We start from the raw sequence: 15,438 nt of genomic DNA on the forward strand, positions 1-15,438 counted from the left end.
CTCGGATCCGGTCGATCGGTCGGGTAAGCCGCGGCAGACAGGCAGACAGGCAGACAGGCAGACAGGCAGACAGGCAGACAGGCAGACAGGCAGACAGGCAGACAGGCAGACGGGCGGGCAGCAGACAGGGCGGGCAGGGCAGCCAGGCCTCCTGCCTCAGCGCCTGCGCCGCCGTCCCTTCCCGCCGCGTGCCGGAGCCGGACGCCCACCGGTCGCTGCCGTTTCCAGCGCCGGCGCTCCCGGCATCCCTGCCGTCGCAGGGGCCCCCGCCCCCGTCCGGTCGGCCGAGACCACCAGGGCCGCGAGGGCCGTGGTGACCGGTACCGAGGCGACCAGGCCGATGGAGCCCACCAGCGTGCGCACGATCTCCTCTGCGACAAGTTCGCTGTTGGCGACCGTCCCCATGCTGCTCTGTGCGATCGAGAAGAGCAGCAGCAGCGGCAGCGCGGCGCCCGCGTAGGCGAGGACGAGCGTGTTGACGACGGACGCGATGTGGTCACGGCCGATCCGTATGCCCGCGCGGTACAGCCCGCGCCAGCCCATCGTCGGATTGGCTTCGTGCAGTTCCCAGACCGCCGACGTCTGGGTGACGGTCACGTCGTCGAGGACACCGAGCGAACCGATGATGACGCCGGCGAGCAGCAGACCGCTCATGTCGATCGACGGATACAGACCGTGGATCAGACCGGTGTTGTCGTCCGTGTTACCGGTGAGCGCGGCCCATCCGATGAACAGCGAGCCCAGCACTCCGATCAGCAACAGCGAGATCAGTGTGCCGAGCACCGCCACGGACGTTCGGGCCGACAGGCCGTGGCACAGGTACAGGGCGATCAGCATGATGGCGCTCGATCCGACCACCGCCACGACGAGCGGATTCGAGCCCTGCAGGATCGCGGGCAGGACGAAGAAGTTCAGGAGCAGGAAACTGATGGCCAGTGAGACCAGTGCCATCACGCCCCGTAGCCGCCCCACGATCACGACGGCGAGCGCGAAAATGCCCGCGAGCAACGCCATCGGGAGGCGACGGTTGACGTCGGTGACCGAGTACTGCAGGTCCTTCGGCGCCGAGGGCTCGTAGGCGACGACGACCTTCTCGCCCTCGTGCAACTGGCGTGACTGGTCAGGCTGGACGATTTCCGTGAAGGTACGGCCCTTGTCCTCGCCGGTGTCGACCCGGATCGTCGCCTTCTTGCAGGTGCCGTTCGCCTGCTGTTGCGCGGACGAGCCCTCGGCGGTGGAGGTGTCGCCGGTCGGGGCTTCCCCGGAGGCGTTCACCGACGAGCAACTCACGCTCTCGACCTGGGTGACCGTGGCCTGCTGGGTCTGCCGGTCGAAGCCGACCCCCGTGCGCGCGTGCCCCGGGGCGCCCCCCGGCCACAACACCGCGAGCCCCACCAGGACGGCCGCGGCGAACGGGATCAGGATCGCCGCGATGACCTTGCGCAGATGCTTGGAGACGGGCGTCGCGGGCCCGTGACTGTGGGAGTGGCCGTGCCCGCCGCCAGGACCGGGACCGTCGTGCCCCTGTCCGCCGCCGGGACCGTCGTGCCCCTGCCCCCCGCCGGAACCGTCGTCGCCGTGACCGTCGCCGCCACCCGAGCCATGACCGTGCTCGTCGCCATGGCCGGACCCACGACCGCCACCGTGCCCGTCACCGACTCCGGCCCCATGGGCCAGCCCGGCTCGCCCGTCGACCCCGGCACCGAAAAAGTCATGGCTACCGCCACGGCCGCCCCCATGGCCCCCGCCAAGGCTGTCGCCGCGCCCGTCTCCACGTCCGTCATCGCCTCCGTCACCGTTCCCGCCCCCCGGCCTGCGCGGCGGCTCGGATGGCGGAAACGGGAACTGCTGTGTCGTGGTCACCGACCGATCATCGCAAGAACGCCAGGGGCCCTCTGTTCACCGCGCCCGAATTGACGCTAGCGTGGAGCCACCTTTGTACACGCGGGAGCTCGGAGCACCGGGCTGAGAGGGCGCTGACCTCCGTCCCTGCCATGTTTCACATGAAACATCACCTGAAGCGAGTGATGTTTCACACGAAACAACGGCACACGGAATTCGCTGCGTCGACCGCCGAACCTGTTACCGGGTAATGCCGGCGTAGGGAGCTAGGTCTCATGACCAACAAGGACGCACGCACGCCTGCCTCCACGCAGAACGAGCTCAGTGAGGGCGAGGAGAGCGGGAAGTCCATCGGCTGGCACAAGGCGTACGTCGAGGGCTCACGCCCCGATCTGCGGGTGCCGGTCCGTCAGGTGCACCTCACCAACGGGCAGTCGGTCACGCTGTACGACACGTCGGGCCCGTACACCGATCCACTCACCGAAACCGATGTCCGCAGGGGGCTGCCGCCCCTGCGCGAGAACTGGATCGTGGCCCGCGGCGACACCGAGGAGTACGCGGGCCGGCCCGTCCGCCCCGAGGACGACGGGGTCAAGCACACCTCACCGAGGGGCGGCCTGCGCAACCTCGATGCGGTCTTCCCGGGACGGCCGCGCCTGCCGCGCCGCAGCCGCGACGCCAACGCGGTCACGCAGCTCGCCTACGCCCGCCGCGGCGAGATCACACCGGAGATGGAGTACGTCGCTCTCCGGGAGAACGTTTCGCCGGAGGTCGTCCGCGAGGAGATCGCCGCAGGCAGGGCTGTGCTCCCGGCCAACGTCAACCACCCGGAGATCGAGCCGATGATCATCGGCAAGCGGTTCCTGGTGAAGGTCAACGCCAACATCGGCAACTCCGCGGTGACGTCCTCCATTGAGGAGGAGGTCGAGAAGATGACCTGGGCGACCCGCTGGGGCGCCGACACAGTCATGGACCTGTCCACCGGCCGCAACATCCACACCACCCGCGAGTGGGTGCTGCGCAACTCCCCCGTCCCCATCGGCACGGTGCCGCTCTACCAGGCCCTGGAGAAGGTCGACGGGCGCGCCGAGGAGCTGACCTGGGAGATCTACAAGGACACGGTCGTCGAACAGGCCGAGCAGGGCGTGGACTACATGACGGTCCACGCGGGCGTCCGTCTGCCGTACGTACCGCTGACGGCGAACCGCAAGACCGGCATCGTCTCGCGCGGCGGCTCGATCATGGCCGCCTGGTGCCTCGCGCACCACAAGGAGAGCTTCCTGTACGAGAACTTCGAGGAGCTCTGCGAGATCCTCGCCGCCTACGACGTCACGTACTCGCTGGGTGACGGCCTCAGGCCGGGCTCCATCGCGGACGCCAACGACGAGGCGCAGTTCGCCGAGTTGCGCACGCTCGGGGAACTCAACCGAATCGCGAAGCGTTTCAACGTACAGACCATGATCGAGGGCCCGGGACATGTCCCGATGCACAAGATCAAGGAGAACATCGACCTTCAGCAGGAGATCTGCGATGAAGCTCCGTTCTATACGCTCGGCCCGCTGACGACGGACGTCGCGCCCGCGTACGACCACATCACCTCCGGCATCGGTGCCGCGATGATCGCCTGGTGGGGCACGGCGATGCTCTGCTACGTCACGCCCAAGGAGCACTTGGGCCTGCCCAACCGTGACGACGTGAAGACCGGTGTCATCACCTACAAGATCGCAGCCCACGCGGCCGACCTCGCCAAGGGGCACCCCGGTGCGCAGGAGTGGGACGACGCGCTGTCGGACGCCCGGTTCGAGTTCCGGTGGGAGGACCAGTTCAACCTGGCTCTCGACCCGGACACGGCAAGGGAGTTCCACGACGAGACGCTGCCGGCCGAGCCTGCCAAGACGGCGCACTTCTGCTCGATGTGCGGTCCGAAGTTCTGCTCGATGAAGATCTCCCAGGACATCCGCCGCCGGCACGGCGGGAATCAGGAGGAGATCGAGGAGGGCATGGCACAGAAGTCCAAGGAGTTCGCGGCGGCGGGCAACCGTGTGTACCTGCCCCTCGCGGACTGAGGCCGTTCTGCCCCCGGTCGGGGCCGGGTCTTCGGCTTGCGCTCCCCTGGTGGGGGCGCAAGCCGAGGGGCCGTTCCGGCTATTCCGGCTGGTGTTCCGGCCCCCCGAAGTCCGGACTGGTGTAGTCCGGGCTCGTGAAGCTCGGGCGGGGACCCCGGGTGCCTTCGTCCGGGCTGCTGAAGCCCGGCCGGTCGTAGCCGAGGTGCGGGATGCGGCTGGTCGGTGCCGGCGGTGTCGTACGGTGCAGTGCGGCACTGCCGGGGGTGGCGAGCGCCTCCCGGAGGAACGGCAGGATGCCGCGCTCCAGCAGGGCCTCACGCCAGGCTTCCTTGGCCCGGGCCACCTCCTCGCTCATCACGCCGTACGGCCCCGCTTCGAGCGAGGGCTGGTTGCGCAGCGCGGTGAGCAGCAGTCCGACGGCGGCGACGAGGATCGCGGCCGCGGTCATGGCGCCGAACACCCACCCGGTGGTGAGCATGGTCTGGGCGAACGCCGGCTCGGGGTTGAGCATCTTCAGGATGTAGCCCACGAGCAGGAAGATCGCCGCGGCCGTTCCGGCGAGGACGGGTGCCAGGACCGCGACGATGGCGATGGCGCCCGCGCCGGCGGTCTCGGCGACCTCACCCATGGTGGTGGCGAGTCCCATCGTGCTCGTGCCCGGCTCCGGGGAGCCGGTCTCGCGCGTGGACGACGAGGGGGACGGCGCCGGTTGGCGCAGTTCCTCGCGGACCTTCACATAGTGCTGGTACTCGGTCGCCGCGGCCGCCGTGATGAGGGCGGTGGCGTTGAGTGCCATGGTGCGCAGTTGTTCGGTGTTGAGCCGCTGACCGACAGCGGCCAGTTCAGGACGGTGTGGGGCGGAGCGCAGCGCCTCATCGAGGATCCGCTCGTATTCCTGGCGGTCCTCGCTCAGCAGGTGCTGCGGAACGCTGTTCATGTGCATCCCCCGATGCTCCGTAGGGCTTGGGGCTCGCACGCTGACGAGCCGTCGGGCAGAAACGGAGGGGAGCCTGCTACGGATAAGCCGATGGTAGAGCGATGTCGGTACGCGGTGACAGGGGGTTTACCGAAAATGCCCTCCGGCCAGGGCGGCCGGCGCTCAGTCCGTCATGGGCAAACGCCTGCCCTGAGAACCCTCAGATATCCAGGGGAAGTTGCTGGACCAGCAGCTTTCCGGCCATGGTCACTCCGCCGTCCATCGCGATGGCGAGTCCGTCGGCGTAGAGGTGCGGCCCCTCGACCAGCGGAGTTGCCGGGTCCTCGCCCTCTTCGGTGCCGACGTCGCCGAGGAGATACGGAATGGGGCTGTGCCCGTGAACGATGCGGGTGCCGCCATACGTATCGAGCAGGGAGCGTACGGCGTCCGCGCCGCCTTCGTCGCGGAAGGAGAACCGCTTGGTGAACTTGCGGAACAGATCCCACACTTCGTCCGCGTCGTTGCGGGTGATCGTCTCGCGGACGGTGTCGTTGACCTCTTCGATGGAGCGGCCGTAGTCGAGATACGCGGTGGTGTCGGAGTGGACGAGCAGATGACCGTCGACCTCCTCGACGGCGTCGAGGCGGGCCATCCACTGGAGGTGGTGGTCCTGGAGACGGTCCATGTCGCTCTTCTGGCCGCCGTTGAGCAGCCAGGCGGCCTGGAAGGTGGCAGTGCCCGCGCCGGAGTTGACGGGGGTGTCGCCGAACCGCTTGGCCCCGAGCAGCAGCAGCTCGTGGTTGCCCATGAGGGCCTTGCAGTAGCCGCCGGCCGCGGCTGCCTCGGCGGACAGCCGCATCACGAGGTCGATGACGCCGATGCCGTCCGGGCCGCGGTCGGTGAAGTCGCCCAGGAACCACAGTCGGGCCGTGCCCGCGCACCAGTTCCCGGCGCTGTCGACGAGGCCCCTCTCCTGGAGGGCGGCCACCAGCTCGTCGAGATATCCGTGCACGTCTCCGACGACGTAGAGCGGCCCGGGTCCGCTCGTCGGCTGCGGGTCCGGTACGGCCACGGGGTCGATGCGCACCTGAAGAGTGTCACCCCGGTTGATGACCGGCAGGTCGCGCTCGGTCGGCGTGTACCCCTCGGGGTGCTCCACCGCTTCCTCGACCGGTCTGACGCCCTCGCCGGTGGAGGCGGCGGGAGGGTACGGACCGGTCTCGTGGACGTACGCGGGCACCCGGAAGTCGCGCAACGTCGCCGTCCGCTCCACCTCGGGTCCCTGACCGGCCCCCTGAGTCATCCGACCCCTCCACCATCACGCCGCATCTGCACCGCTTCGGACTGCCTGGTCGCAGCGGCCCGCGGTGTCGTGGGCCCATCATAGGAATGCGGATCGCGCCGTGTGATGACCCAGGGGTGGTGAATCGGAGCAGGAGCCCGGTTCACCGCGGCTTTCGCCCCGATTGGGCAGGGCTTCGCCCTCCGGGCAACCGCCCTTGCCCCGCATCGGAGAACGCGCTTTCTCGGGGCGGCCGCCCTCGGATTACTTCTCTTCGGGCGATCGCGGCGGGCTGACGGTCGTACGCGGAGAACGTCGCTGGGACGAGGTACGCACGATCAGTTCGGTCGGTATCACCTGCTCGACCGGTCGGTCCGACTCGACCCCCTCGATGGCGTCGATGAGGAGCTGGACCACGGCGGTACCGATGCGGCGCGGCTTCAGGGAGAGCGTGGTGATGGGCGGCTCGGTGCTGGCGTACACGGTGGACTCGCTGCAGCAGACCAGCAGCAGGTCGTCCGGCACGCGCAGACCGTAGCGGCGGGCGGCGGCGAGCAGGTCGGTGCCGTTCGGGTCGAACAGTCCGTACACGGCGTCGGGCCGGTCGGGACGGGCGAGCAGCCGGTCGGCGGCGACGGCGCCCGCGCACGGGTCGTGCGCCGGGTAGGCCTCGTACACCGGATCCTGGCCCACGCGCTCGCACCAGCGCAGGTACGCGGTGGTCGACAGGTGGGTGTACGTGTCCGTCGTGGTCCCGGTCAGCAGGCCGATGCGGCGGGCGCCGGCGGCGGCCAGATGGTCGAGGATGCCGAGTACGGCAGCCTCGTGGTCGTTGTCGACCCAGGCGGTGACCGGCAGTGTGCCGGCCGGGCGGCCGTCGGAGACGACCGGGAGACCCTGCCGGACCAGTTCACTGACGACCGGGTCCTGGTCGGACGGGTCGATGACGACCGTGCCGTCCAGGGCGACGTTCGACCACACGTCGTGGCGGGAGGTCGCGGGGAGGATGACGAGCGCGTAGCCGCGGGCGAGCGCGGCCGAGGTGGCGGCGCGCGCCATTTCGGCGAAGTACGCGAACTCGGTGAAGGTGAAAGGTTCATCCCCGTACGTCGTCACGGTCAGGCCGATCAGACCCGACTTGCCGGTGCGTAGTGTGCGGGCGGCGGCCGACGGGCGGTAGCCCAGCCGGTCGGCGACCTCGCGGACGTGGCGTCGGGTGGCGTCGGGGAGCCTGCCCTTGCCGTTGAGGGCGTCGGAGACGGTCGTGATCGAGACTCCGGCGGCGGCGGCGACGTCTCTGATGCCTGCCCGGCCCGGCCGATTTCCCCGACGAGAGGTTTCCGCGCGGCTCACCTGGTGCTTCCCTGCTGCTGTCATGGCGAGCCGATAGTAGGGCTCATGCGGTGGGGTAGGGCGGACGCATATGCACGCGTTGACAGGCACGTTTCTGCAAGGTCACTTGTCGCCAAATACCTTGGAAAGCAAGGGACTTGGGTCACTCCATGTCAGGACGTGACGTGTCGGCCCGTGCAGGCCTGCCAAGTGGTCCATGTTTCGAAGAGGTCTCAACTCACCTCTACGAGGGATGCGCGCCACGGCGTGAGCCACCGGCGCATAGATATATGTGACCGCGCCCCCTGGTTTCGTGCGCCTTCGTATGGTGATGCCCCTGATGCCGGTGTGACGGATGAGGTCGGCTCCGACCTGTACGCAGCCGAACGGAATCCTCATAAGGTGAGGAGTATGGGAAGCCGGGCGGTGATGACGGGCCGCCGGCGGTCGCGAGGAGGACTGCGGTGAGCGAGACGAGCCCGAAGCTGCGCGCCGAGCTGGCGGGGATCCCCACCTACAAGCCGGGCAAGCCCGCGGCGGCCGACGGCCCGGTGGCCTACAAGCTGTCCTCCAACGAGAACCCGTATCCACCGCTGCCCGGCGTGATGGAGACGGTGATGGCCGCGGCCTCCTCGTTCAACCGCTACCCGGACATGGCGTGCACGGGCCTGATGAACGAGCTGTCCGAGCGCTTCGCCGTCCCCCTCTCCCACCTGGCCACCGGCACCGGCTCGGTCGGCGTGGCCCAGCAGCTGGTCCAGGCGACCTCCGGCCCCGGCGACGAGGTGATCTACGCCTGGCGGTCCTTCGAGGCTTACCCGATCATCACGCAGATCAGCGGGGCGACGTCGGTGCAGGTGCCGCTGACGACGGGTGACGTGCACGACCTGGACGCCATGGCGGACGCGATCACCGACCGGACCCGGCTGATCTTCGTCTGCAACCCGAACAACCCGACCGGCACCGTCGTGAAGCGGGCCGAGCTGGAACGGTTCCTCGACCGGGTGCCGAGCGACGTGCTGGTGGTGCTGGACGAGGCGTACCGCGAGTTCATCCGCGACGTCGAGGTGCCGGACGGCGTGGAGCTGTACCGCGAGCGGCCCAACGTCTGTGTCCTGCGGACGTTCTCCAAGGCGTACGGCCTGGCCGGTCTCCGTGTCGGCTTCGCGATCGCCCACGAGCCGGTCGCGGCGGCGCTGCGCAAGACGGCGGTGCCCTTCGGTGTGAGCCAGCTCGCGCAGGACGCGGCGATCGCCTCGCTGCAGGCCGAGGACGCACTGCTCGGCCGGGTCGGCTGCCTGGTGTGCGAGCGCACGCGCGTGGTCGAGGCGCTGCGCGGCCAGGGCTGGACGGTGCCCGAGACCCAGGCCAACTTCGTGTGGCTGCGGCTGGGGGAGCGCACGGTCGCCTTCGCCGCGGCGTGCGAGCAGGCGGGCGTGGTGATCAGACCGTTCCCGGGCGAGGGCGTGCGGGTCACGGTCGGGGAGAACGAGGCGAACGACATCTTCCTGAAGGTGGCGGAGGGCTTCCGCAAGGAGCTCTAGGTCCCGGCACCGGCGTGTTGTGAGGGGGGTCTCCCGGAAAAAGGGGGACCCCCCATCGTGCTTCGAAAACGGGTGCGCCATAATTGCTTGTGAATGTGAACGCGTTCACAAGCGTGTCCCGGTTACTCCCGCGATGTGGGGGGGCGTAAGGGGCAAACCGCCGCTGTGACACGGCGATGTAAGGAGAGTGACGACGTGGAACTGGCTCTGGCGCCGGAGACATTGGCGCGCTGGCAGTTCGGCATCACCACCGTCTACCACTTCCTGTTCGTTCCCCTGACGATCTCGCTGGCCGCTCTCACGGCCGGCCTGCAGACGGCCTGGGTGCGCACGGAGAAGGAGAAGTACCTCAGGGCCACCAAGTTCTGGGGCAAGCTCTTCCTGATCAACATCGCGATGGGTGTCGTCACCGGCATCGTGCAGGAGTTCCAGTTCGGCATGAACTGGTCCGACTACTCTCGCTTCGTCGGTGACGTCTTCGGCGCCCCGCTCGCCTTCGAGGCGCTGATCGCCTTCTTCTTCGAGTCGACCTTCATCGGTCTGTGGATCTTCGGCTGGGACAAGCTGCCGAAGAAGATCCACCTGGCCTGCATCTGGATGGTCTCGCTCGGCACGCTGCTGTCGGCGTACTTCATCCTCGCGGCCAACTCCTGGATGCAGCACCCCGTCGGCTACCGGATCAACAAGGAGAAGGGCCGCGCCGAACTCACCGACTTCTGGCAGGTCCTCACCCAGAACACCGCGCTCAACCAGGTCTTCCACAGCTTCTCGGCGGCCTTCCTGACGGGTGGCGCCTTCATGGTGGGCATCGCGGCCTTCCACCTGCTGCGCAAGAAGCACATCCCGGTGATGCGGACCTCGCTCCGGCTCGGCCTGGTCACCCTGGCGGTCGGCGGTCTGTTCACCGCGATCAGCGGGGACACCCTCGGCAAGGTCATGTACGAGCAGCAGCCGATGAAGATGGCCGCCGCGGAGGCGCTGTGGGACGGCGAGGAACCGGCGCCCTTCTCCGTGTTCGCGTACGGGGACGTCGACGAGGGGCACAACAAGGTGGCCCTGGAGATACCCGGGCTGCTGTCCTTCCTCGCCCACAGCGACTTCGATTCCTACGTGCCCGGCATCAACGACACCAACAAGGCCGAGCAGCAGAAGTACGGGCCCGGTGACTACAAGCCCATCGTCCCCGTCGCCTACTGGGGCTTCCGCTGGATGATCGGCTTCGGTATGGCGTCCTTCTCCCTCGGCCTGCTGGGGCTGTGGCTCACCCGGAAGAGGTTCCTGCTGCCGGCGTCCCTGCGGACCGGGGAGGACGAGGTACCGCACCTGGTGCTGCTGAAGAAGCCTCTCGGATCGCGGCTCACCCGGCTGTACTGGCTGCTGGCGGTCTGGACGATGGCGTTCCCGCTGATCGCCAACTCGTGGGGCTGGATCTTCACCGAGATGGGACGACAGCCCTGGGTCGTCTACGGCGTGATGCAGACCCGCGACGCGGTCTCCCCGGGCGTCTCCCAGACCGAGATCATCATCTCGATGGTCACCTTCACCGCGCTGTACGCCGTCCTGGCCGTCATCGAGGTCAGGCTGCTCGCGAAGTACGTGAAGGCCGGCCCGCCCGAACTCACCGAGGCCGACCTCAATCCGCCCACGAAGATCGGCGGCGACTCCCGTGACGCCGACAAGCCGATGGCCTTCTCGTACTAGGCCGAGGGAGCTGCACAGTCATGGAACTTCACGACGTCTGGTTCGTCCTCATCGCCCTCCTGTGGACCGGATACTTCTTCCTGGAGGGATTCGACTTCGGGGTCGGCATTCTCACCAAGCTGCTCGCCCGAAACCGGCCCGAGCGGCGCGTGCTGATCAACACCATCGGCCCGGTCTGGGACGGCAACGAGGTATGGCTGCTCACGGCCGGCGGCGCGACCTTCGCCGCCTTCCCCGAGTGGTACGCCACGCTGTTCTCCGGGTTCTACCTGCCCCTGCTGATGATCCTGGTCTGCCTGATCGTCCGGGGTGTCGCCTTCGAGTACCGGGTGAAGCGGCCCGAGGAGAACTGGCAGCGCAACTGGGAGCACGCGATCTTCTGGACCTCGCTGATCCCGGCCTTCCTGTGGGGTGTGGCCTTCGGCAACATCGTGCACGGCGTGAAGATCGACCAGAGCTTCAACTACGTCGGCACCTTCTGGGACCTGTTCAACCCCTACGCGCTGCTCGGCGGTCTGGTGACGCTGACCCTGTTCACCTTCCACGGATCCGTGTTCACGGCACTCAAGACCGTCGGAGAGATCCGGGAGCGGGCACGGAAGCTGGCGTTGGGGGTGGGACTCGTCGCCGCCGTGCTGGCGCTGGTCTTCCTGGCGTGGACGCAGGTCGACAGCGGTGACGGCAAGAGCCTGGTCGCGCTCGTCGTGGCGGTCGCCGCGCTGGTCGTGGCACTCGGGGCGAACCAGGCCGGACGTGAGGGATGGTCGTTCGCGCTGTCCGGCATCACCATTGTCGCCACTGTGGCGATGCTCTTCCTGACGCTCTTCCCGAACGTCATGCCGTCCTCGCTCAATGCCGAGTGGAACCTCACGGTCACCAACGCCTCGTCGAGCCCCTACACCCTGAAGATCATGACCTGGTGTGCGGGCATCGCCACACCGATCGTCCTGCTCTACCAGAGCTGGACCTACTGGGTGTTCCGCAAGCGGATCGGCACGCAGCACCTGGCCGCCGACGCCGTTCACTGAGTCCGACAGGGAAGCGCGTTTCACGATGTTTCACGTGAAACGCGCGCCCTGGACCGAAGGGCATGTTTCACGTGAAACCGATTGATCCGCGACTCCTCCGGTACGCCCGTGCCACCCGGCTCTTCCTGGTGGCCGTCGTCGGTCTGGGTGCCGTCGGTGCGGTGCTGGTCATCGCCCAGGCGATGCTCATCGCCGAAGTGGTGGTGGGTGCCTTCCAGCACGGCATGGCGGTGGACGAACTCGCCACTCCCCTGCTGCTGTTGGCGGCCGTCGCGGTCGGCCGGGCCGTGGTCGCCTGGCTGACCGAACTCGCGGCCCACCGTGCGAGTGCGGCGGTGAAGTCGGAACTGCGCGGGCGGTTGCTGGAGCGTTCCGTGGCCCTGGGCCCCGGGTGGCTGAGCGGACAGCGGACCGGCTCGCTGGTCGCCCTCGCCACTCGCGGTGTGGACGCCCTCGACGACTACTTCTCGCGCTACCTCCCGCAGTTGGGGCTCGCGGTGGTCGTACCGGTGGCGGTGCTGGCGCGGATCGTCACCGAGGACTGGGTGTCGGCGGCCATCATCGTCGGCACCCTGCCGCTCATTCCGGTCTTCATGATGCTGATCGGCTGGGCCACCCAGTCCCGGATGGACCGTCAGTGGCGGCTGCTGTCCCGGCTCTCCGGGCACTTCCTGGACGTCGTCGCCGGCCTGCCGACCCTGAAGGTGTTCGGGCGGGCCAAGGCACAGGCCGACTCGATCCGGCGGATCACCGGCGAGTACCGGCAGGCGACCATGCGGACGCTGCGCATCGCCTTCATCTCCTCCTTCGCGCTGGAACTGCTCGCCACGCTGTCGGTGGCCCTCGTCGCCGTGACGATCGGCATGCGGCTCGTCCACGGCGACATGGACCTGTACATCGGCCTGGTCATCCTCGTCCTGGCGCCGGAGGCGTATCTGCCGCTGCGCCAGGTGGGAGCGCAGTACCACGCGGCGGCGGAGGGACTCGCGGCCGCCGAGGAGATCTTCTCGGTGCTTCAGACGCCGGTGCCGGCAGTGGGTTCCGCCACCGTGCCGTCGGGGGGACTGTCCTTCGAGGGAGTCACGGTCCGCTACCCGGGACGCTCCGAGGACGCCGTGTCGGAGGTGTCCTTCGCGGTGGAGACCGGGGAGACGGTCGCTCTCGTCGGGCCGAGCGGGGCGGGCAAGTCCACGCTGCTGAACGTGCTGCTGGGCTTTGTAAGGCCCAGCGAGGGACGGGTGCTGGCCGGGGGAGTCGATCTCACCGAAGCCGACCTGGAGCAGTGGCGGGCACGGATCGCGTGGGTGCCCCAGCGGCCGCATCTGTTCGCCGGGACGATCGCCGAGAACGTACGTCTCGCCCGGCCCGACGCCGACGACACGGCCGTACGCCGGGCCTTGACGGACGCCGGCGCGCTCGAGTTCGTCGACGCGCTGGCCCTGGGCGCCGACACCGTGCTCGGTGAGGAGGGGGCCGGCCTGTCCGCCGGGCAGCGGCAGCGGCTCGCGCTGGCCCGGGCGTTCCTCGCCGACCGGCCCGTGCTGCTGCTCGACGAGCCGACAGCGGCGCTCGACGGGGCCACCGAGGCCGAGGTCGTGGAGGCGGTGCGGCGGCTGGCGGTGGGCCGGACGGTCCTGCTCGTGGTGCACCGGCCGGCGCTGCTGTCGGTGGCGGACCGGGTGGTGCGGCTGGCCGAGCCGGTGTCCCCCGCCCACCGGGAGGTCATGCCCGGGACGGCTCCGGTCCGCCCGGCCGGGGCTGAACCGGATCTCCCTGCCGAAGCCTTCGCAGCTTTCGAGGTTTTCGAAGTTTCCGAGGCACCAGAGACGACGCTCCCGGCGGCGGACAGGCGCGGTGTCCTTGCCCGCGTCCGTTCCATGTCCGGAGCCCGGCGTGGAAGGATCGTGCTCGCCCTGCTGCTCGGGAGCCTCGCGCTCGGCAGCGCCGTCGGGCTCATGGCCACCTCCGGGTGGCTCATCTCGCGGGCCTCGCAGCAGCCGCCCGTGCTCTATCTGATGGTGGCCGTGACGGCGACGCGGGCCTTCGGGATCGGACGGGCCGTCTTCCGCTACGCCGAGCGGCTCGTCTCCCATGACGCCGTGCTGCGGATGCTGGCCGACGCGCGGGTCGCGGTGTACCGGCGTCTCGAGCGGCTGGCGCCCGCGGGACTTCGGCAGACCCGCCGGGGTGACCTGCTGTCGCGGCTCGTCGCCGACGTGGACGCCCTGCAGGACTACTGGCTGCGCTGGCTGCTGCCCGCCGGTGCCGCCGTGGTCGTGTCCGCCGCCTCCGTCGGCTTCACGACCTGGCTGCTGCCGGAGGCCGGCGCCGTGCTCGCCGTCGGCCTGCTGATGGCCGGGGCAGGTGTCCCGCTGGTCACCGGCGCCGTCGCGCGACGGGCCGAGCACCGGCTGGCCCCCGCCCGCGGCGTGCTGGCCACGCGCGTGACCGATCTGCTCACGGGGACCGCCGAGTTGACCGTCGCCGGCGCCCTGCCCGCCCGTACCGCCGAGGCGCGGCGGGCCGACGGGACGCTCACCCGGATCGCCTCACGCGCCGCCACCGCCACCGCGCTCGGCGACGGACTCACCGCGCTGCTCTCCGGTCTGACCGTCGCCGCCACCGCCCTCGTGGGCGCCCAGGCGGTCGTCGACGGCAGGCTGGGCGGCGTGGTGATGGCCGTCGTGGTGCTCACTCCGCTGGCCGCCTTCGAGGCCGTGCTGGGCCTGCCGCTCGCCGTGCAGTACCGGCAGCGGGTGCGCAGGAGTGCGGAGCGCGTGTACGAGGTGCTGGACGCGCCCGAGCCCGTACGGGAACCGGAGCGGCCCCGGCAGGCGCCCGCATCGCCCTTCCCCGTCGCGGTCAAGGGACTTGCCGCCCGTCACGCCGGGCAGAACCGGGACGCGCTCGCCGGAGTCGACCTGAACCTGGCGGAGGGCCGTCGGATCGCGGTGGTCGGACCCTCCGGGTCCGGTAAGTCGACGCTCGCGCAGGTGCTGCTGCGCTTCCTGGACGCGGACGCCGGTTCCTACACGCTGGGAGGCGTGGACGCGCACGCCCTGGACGGCGACGACGTACGGCGGCTCGTCGGACTGTGCGCGCAGGACGCGCACCTCTTCGACAGCTCCGTGCGGGAGAACCTCCTGCTCGCCAAGAAGGACGCCACCGAGGACGAGTTGCGTGACGCGCTGCGCCGCGCCCGGCTGCTCGACTGGGCCGACGGACTGCCCGACGGGCTGGACACGCTCGTCGGCGAACACGGGGCGTGGTTGTCCGGCGGGCAGCGCCAGCGGCTCGCACTGGCCCGTGCGGTGCTGGCCGACTTCCCCGTCCTGGTGCTCGACGAGCCCGCCGAGCATCTGGACCTGCCGACGGCGGACGCGCTGACCGCCGATCTGCTGGCCGCCACCGAGGGCCGTACGACGCTGCTGATCACGCACCGGCTGGCGGGTCTGGAAGCGGTGGACGAAGTGGTGGTGCTGGACGCGGGGCGTGTGGTGCAGCGGGGCGCGTATGCCGAACTGGCCTCCGTGCAGGGGCCGTTGCGGCGGATGCTGGAACGGGAGGAACAGGCGGATCTGCTGGTGGGGGTGCGGTAGTCGGTCGGGCGCGCACCACCCCCCTCTTGGGGGTTGGAGGCTCCTCCCGGTGACGCCGTTCTAGCCCATCCGCAGCAACCCGTCCCCCAGCCGTACGACGTGAACAGGCCTTGGGCCGCGGGGCGGTC

General features: G+C 69.4%; 9 protein-coding genes. 5 read left to right on the top strand and 4 right to left on the bottom strand.

Annotated features, from left to right (window positions below; translation table 11 throughout):
- Window positions 1-156: 156 nt before the first annotated feature.
- Entirely contained in the window at window positions 157-1,677 is a 1,521-nt protein-coding gene (locus ACZ5XS_RS27100; protein ID WP_468655605.1) for a YibE/F family protein, read from the bottom strand.
- A gap of 440 nt (window positions 1,678-2,117) precedes the next feature.
- Between ACZ5XS_RS27100 and thiC the strand changes: the two genes are divergently transcribed.
- The gene (gene thiC, locus ACZ5XS_RS27105; protein ID WP_254400610.1) at window positions 2,118-3,908 is read left to right on the top strand and encodes a phosphomethylpyrimidine synthase ThiC; all 1,791 of its coding nucleotides are present in this window, start codon (window positions 2,118-2,120) and stop codon (window positions 3,906-3,908) included.
- 79 nt (window positions 3,909-3,987) lie between these two features.
- Here thiC and ACZ5XS_RS27110 read toward each other — a convergent pair whose 3' ends face one another.
- The 3 genes from ACZ5XS_RS27110 to ACZ5XS_RS27120 form a co-directional block, all read right to left on the bottom strand.
- Window positions 3,988-4,851 carry a hypothetical protein gene (locus ACZ5XS_RS27110; protein WP_468655525.1) on the bottom strand — a complete coding sequence of 288 codons (864 nt, stop codon included), beginning with the start codon at window positions 4,849-4,851 and terminating at the stop codon, window positions 3,988-3,990.
- Between the two features lie 193 nt (window positions 4,852-5,044).
- Window positions 5,045-6,127: a metallophosphoesterase gene (locus tag ACZ5XS_RS27115; RefSeq protein ID WP_468655526.1), complete on the bottom strand. Its 1,083-nt coding sequence runs from the start codon at window positions 6,125-6,127 to the stop codon at window positions 5,045-5,047.
- A 243-nt stretch (window positions 6,128-6,370) separates the two neighbouring features.
- Window positions 6,371-7,483 carry a LacI family DNA-binding transcriptional regulator gene (locus tag ACZ5XS_RS27120; RefSeq protein WP_468655528.1) on the bottom strand — a complete coding sequence of 371 codons (1,113 nt, stop codon included), beginning with the start codon at window positions 7,481-7,483 and terminating at the stop codon, window positions 6,371-6,373.
- 419 nt (window positions 7,484-7,902) lie between these two features.
- On the opposite strand from ACZ5XS_RS27120, the gene hisC reads away from it, so the two are divergent.
- The 4 genes from hisC to cydD all read left to right on the top strand — a co-directional run bounded on the left by hisC (window position 7,903) and on the right by cydD (window position 15,310).
- The gene (gene hisC / locus ACZ5XS_RS27125) at window positions 7,903-8,982 is read left to right on the top strand and encodes a histidinol-phosphate transaminase (RefSeq protein WP_468655530.1); all 1,080 of its coding nucleotides are present in this window, start codon (window positions 7,903-7,905) and stop codon (window positions 8,980-8,982) included.
- Window positions 8,983-9,177: 195 nt separating this feature from the next.
- Window positions 9,178-10,683, top strand: a complete 1,506-nt coding sequence (locus tag ACZ5XS_RS27130) for a cytochrome ubiquinol oxidase subunit I (protein ID WP_468655532.1) — start codon at window positions 9,178-9,180, stop codon at window positions 10,681-10,683.
- Between the two features lie 20 nt (window positions 10,684-10,703).
- On the top strand, window positions 10,704-11,711 hold the full coding sequence (gene cydB, locus ACZ5XS_RS27135) for a cytochrome d ubiquinol oxidase subunit II (RefSeq protein WP_468655534.1): 1,008 nt from the start codon (window positions 10,704-10,706) through the stop codon (window positions 11,709-11,711).
- 62 nt (window positions 11,712-11,773) lie between these two features.
- Window positions 11,774-15,310, top strand: a complete 3,537-nt coding sequence (gene cydD, locus ACZ5XS_RS27140; protein ID WP_468655536.1) for a thiol reductant ABC exporter subunit CydD — start codon at window positions 11,774-11,776, stop codon at window positions 15,308-15,310.
- The last annotated feature ends 128 nt before the right edge of the window (window positions 15,311-15,438 follow it).

The sequence above is a fragment of the Streptomyces sp. NPDC033131 genome (genome assembly GCF_055578365.1).

Coding starts and splice junctions, on each gene's coding strand:
- thiC (WP_254400610.1), top strand. CDS start 2,118: ATGACCAACAAGGACGCACGCACGCCTGCCTCCACGCAGAACGAGCTC.
- cydB (WP_468655534.1), top strand. CDS start 10,704: ATGGAACTTCACGACGTCTGGTTCGTCCTCATCGCCCTCCTGTGGACC.
- ACZ5XS_RS27115 (WP_468655526.1), bottom strand. CDS start 6,127: ATGACTCAGGGGGCCGGTCAGGGACCCGAGGTGGAGCGGACGGCGACG.
- cydD (WP_468655536.1), top strand. CDS start 11,774: ATGTTTCACGTGAAACCGATTGATCCGCGACTCCTCCGGTACGCCCGT.
- ACZ5XS_RS27110 (WP_468655525.1), bottom strand. CDS start 4,851: ATGCACATGAACAGCGTTCCGCAGCACCTGCTGAGCGAGGACCGCCAG.
- ACZ5XS_RS27120 (WP_468655528.1), bottom strand. CDS start 7,483: ATGACAGCAGCAGGGAAGCACCAGGTGAGCCGCGCGGAAACCTCTCGT.